This window comes from Bartonella sp. MM97QHHN, from assembly GCF_042194285.1.
GTDB lineage: Bacteria > Pseudomonadota > Alphaproteobacteria > Rhizobiales > Rhizobiaceae > Bartonella.
Genome location: NZ_JBHIMS010000030.1, coordinates 1 through 3239, shown reverse-complemented (window position 1 = coordinate 3239; position 3239 = coordinate 1). Strand labels below are relative to the sequence as shown.

Here is a 3239-nt window from a genome sequence, read left to right as displayed (position 1 = left end):
TGCTGTTCTTATAAGGTTATGGAAAGATTAAATACAAAACCAAAAATAGCGCAAGTCAAATGGATAGCTTTTGTATGAGCAAGCTTATATGTTTTTAAGTCCTTTTAAAGCCCTTTAAAGAGCTTTTTGACTGACAGTGTCAGTCTTATGAGAGAGTGAGATGATTGTTATGGTCTCTTCATTAATTTGGAGAGCAAAATGACAATAGAATTTAAACTTCGTATTCACTTTATTAAGAATGGCAAGGGATCTAAGTTTTTAGCAATATTTGATCAGACAGCCGTTGGTATGTTTGTAAAATCCTTGATGTTAACGTGCAAATTTATCCCCTCCATGCACCTATTCTTCTCTTTACGCATGAGGTGGAGAAAAGAAAAACAAGTCTAGACGATAAGGGTTTCTAATGGGATGTTACTGTTTTTTCCATTTTAGCACTTATAATGTAAGCTATTTGTTGACATTAACAGTATTTTACGCTATATAAAAGAATGATTAAAACGTTTAAAAGCAAAACATTGGCAGAATTATTCAAAACGGGAAATTCATCCAAGATTGATAAGAAACTTGTAAAACGTATCATGGTTCGTCTTGATCGTTTAGATATTTCTGAAAGACCAGAAGATATGAATCTTCCAGGATTCAACTTTCATTCTTTGATTGGATATTCACCCACTCGTTACACTGTCCACGTTAACGGACCATGGTGTATTACCTTTGAATTTGACTCATGTAATGCTTACCGTGTTGATCTTGAACAATATCACTAAGGATACAGTTATGAATGACATTCCTGCACAAAGAGATAAAAACCGTTGTCCTACTCATCCAGGAGAAGTTTTAGCAGAAATTATTCCTGAGACAGGCAAAACAAAATCAGAAATTGCGCAGATGCTTGGTATATCACGCCAACATCTCTACGATATTCTGAACGCAAAAAAGCCTGTTTCTCCTGCTATTTCCGCTTGTCTTGGCAAAATGTTTGGTGATGGAGCTGCTATATGGTTACGTATGCAAGCTAATTATGACGCTTGGCATGCTGAACGTGAAACAAATGTTAGCAAAGTTCCAACACTTCACGCTGTTTGATCTCTTCCTCACTCTCAAGGGATAATGTTTTATGGAATACTGGATAAATAATAATATTGAACAACATCCCCCGCTTTAAACATGTTCGTTGCCATTTAAAATATCATCTAAACCACGATCTAAATCGTCTAATATATTTTGCGGTGCATCTGCATAAACAAAAGATTGTGCACCAGAACGCGCTTTTATTAATTCATGATATAAATCAACAGGAAGCATAATGATTTTTTCACGCCCTCGCTTTGTCAAAGCTACAGGTGTAGACATAGCCTCGTCTAAAATATCGCCTGCCCCGCGGTTTACATCTGTAAAACTATATTTTTTCATATGCACATCCTATCTTTAATGTATAATACGTATTATACGTATAATGTGTATTATGTGAAGATATTTTATACTGTTAACCACCTCCCCGCCTAAAAGACGAGGAGATAAAATCATGTTTTTAAAGTTAAGCAGCTTTCTTAACAGAATTTTTCAAACTCGGATCGTAAGCTTTCAACAAAGGCTCCATAATAGAAGGAGGTTTTAAAGATCCAAAATTTGTAATCATTGCCAGAACTCTGAGTGCGTTTGGTGATTCATCTTGAAGTTTTAAAATCAAAGCTTTTTCTATTGCATCCATGGTCTCAATGAGAGCATTAAAAGCTTTATCTTCGACATCATCACGATCAGAAAACTGAAACAATGCCATCCATAAATCACATAAAAAGTCGATACTGGTATTCATTGCACACCCCCAAAGATTTGTTCTCTTAAACATGCCAATCCTTTTGGTGTGATTTTTGTTGAAGGCAGCACCTTTTCTGTACCATCCGATCTTTGAATGGTAATAGCAGGACAATCCATGAATCCTTTCTTTATCTTATCCTGATAAGGTAATAGAGGCGCCCCTGGAGCCCGTCGATAGACCCAATCATTTTTCCGCAAGTAATCTGTTAAATCTTTTGGTCGTACTTCAAGCATTTTCGCTGCTTCAATAAGACCGAACAGCCCATCAGAGCGTTTTAAGCCTTCTAAAGCTTCTGCTTTAGGCTTGAGTGTACTCACCTCATTTCTTAAGTCTTCTAATTGATTGATACTCTCTAAAAGGAGCTGTTTAATCGTAAGAGGATTTTCCAATGCATTGGCAAGATCTATTCGTGGTGTTGCTACTTGTTTTGCACGTTTTTCACATTCTATAAAATATAAACGAGCTTCTCTACCTTTCTTATTGTTCTCCACCATAGAAAGTTCTTTGGCTACACTTAAAGTGAGAGCATAATCTTTAGAGGGACGACCACCTTGGAGGTTTTTCCCAAAATTGGGAAAAACTATATAATCTCTGTTTTCGACAAAATCATATTTGTTGATGCGTTCAGTAATCCAGTCTGCAAACTTTTTACCTACTCCTAAAAACGCATGTAGATCACGTGCATTTACTGTCTGAATCGCATCGCCATCAATGACTTGTTCTGTAATTTCTATAAGAGTGTTCATGTGAACTCCTAGTTGTTAGATGTTTTTCATTGACACTCTAAAGAGAGTGCCGGGCGCTGAAAAACACGGCAACTAGCCCGTCGTTATGCCTTTCCCATAAAGGGTATTGTATAGCGTAACCACACCCGACAATGCCATTATATGCGTGTAACATACAATGAGTCAAAACTTTTAGTTGGCGGAGAAGAGATTGTTTCGGCAATCCATCCGCTAGTTGCTTTAAGGTGTTTTTCAAGCACCTGATTCGAAAATACACATTGTAGAAATAATGTCAATCTATTTTCGATAATTTTTTATCGTAATGCCAGTTTAACAAACACAGCAATCATTCTCTCATTTTTTCCCATTCATTTCATTCGCCAATATTTTAAAGGAGTATAAAATGGCAACAGGTTTTCTACACGGTGTTGAAGTTGTCGAGGTTGACGACGGCACCCGCCCCCTTCGCGCGGTACAATCTGCCGTTATCGGGATTGTTGGCACAGCACCCGATGCCGATAACCGAGCATTTCCCCTTAATACACCCGTTTTGGTAACGGGCTCTCTTTCACAAGCAGCTAAACTGGATAAAACGGGTAAGCGTCAAGGTACCTTACCCAATGCCCTTGATCTTATTTTTAAACAAGTAGGCGCCATTGTCGTTGTCGTACGCGTGAACGAGGGTGACAACGAAA

The 3239-nt window shown here is 37.7% G+C and carries 5 protein-coding genes and 1 pseudogene; 3 read left to right on the top strand and 3 right to left on the bottom strand.

Features of this window, described 5'->3' with window-relative positions; all coding sequences use genetic code 11:
- Positions 1-488 precede the first annotated feature (488 nt).
- Complete coding sequence (locus ACFIJW_RS01055; RefSeq protein WP_375618870.1) at positions 489-767, top strand: type II toxin-antitoxin system RelE/ParE family toxin; 279 nt, start codon at positions 489-491, stop codon at positions 765-767.
- 10 nt (positions 768-777) lie between these two features.
- Positions 778-1086: a HigA family addiction module antitoxin gene (locus tag ACFIJW_RS01050; protein WP_273721170.1), complete on the top strand. Its 309-nt coding sequence runs from the start codon at positions 778-780 to the stop codon at positions 1084-1086.
- A 75-nt stretch (positions 1087-1161) separates the two neighbouring features.
- Here the strand turns inward: ACFIJW_RS01050 and ACFIJW_RS01045 are convergent, their stop codons facing one another.
- The 3 genes from ACFIJW_RS01045 to ACFIJW_RS01035 form a co-directional block, all read right to left on the bottom strand.
- The gene (locus tag ACFIJW_RS01045; RefSeq protein ID WP_375632903.1) at positions 1162-1413 is read right to left on the bottom strand and encodes a type II toxin-antitoxin system Phd/YefM family antitoxin; all 252 of its coding nucleotides are present in this window, start codon (positions 1411-1413) and stop codon (positions 1162-1164) included.
- 124 nt (positions 1414-1537) lie between these two features.
- Entirely contained in the window at positions 1538-1816 is a 279-nt protein-coding gene (locus tag ACFIJW_RS01040; RefSeq protein ID WP_375632901.1) for a hypothetical protein, read from the bottom strand.
- Positions 1813-2565 carry an antA/AntB antirepressor family protein gene (locus ACFIJW_RS01035; RefSeq protein WP_375632899.1) on the bottom strand — a complete coding sequence of 251 codons (753 nt, stop codon included), beginning with the start codon at positions 2563-2565 and terminating at the stop codon, positions 1813-1815. The genes ACFIJW_RS01040 and ACFIJW_RS01035 overlap by 4 nt, the downstream gene beginning before the upstream one ends.
- A gap of 382 nt (positions 2566-2947) precedes the next feature.
- On the opposite strand from ACFIJW_RS01035, the pseudogene ACFIJW_RS01030 reads away from it, so the two are divergent.
- A pseudogene (locus ACFIJW_RS01030) lies at positions 2948-3239 on the top strand (phage tail protein); the annotation flags it as partial.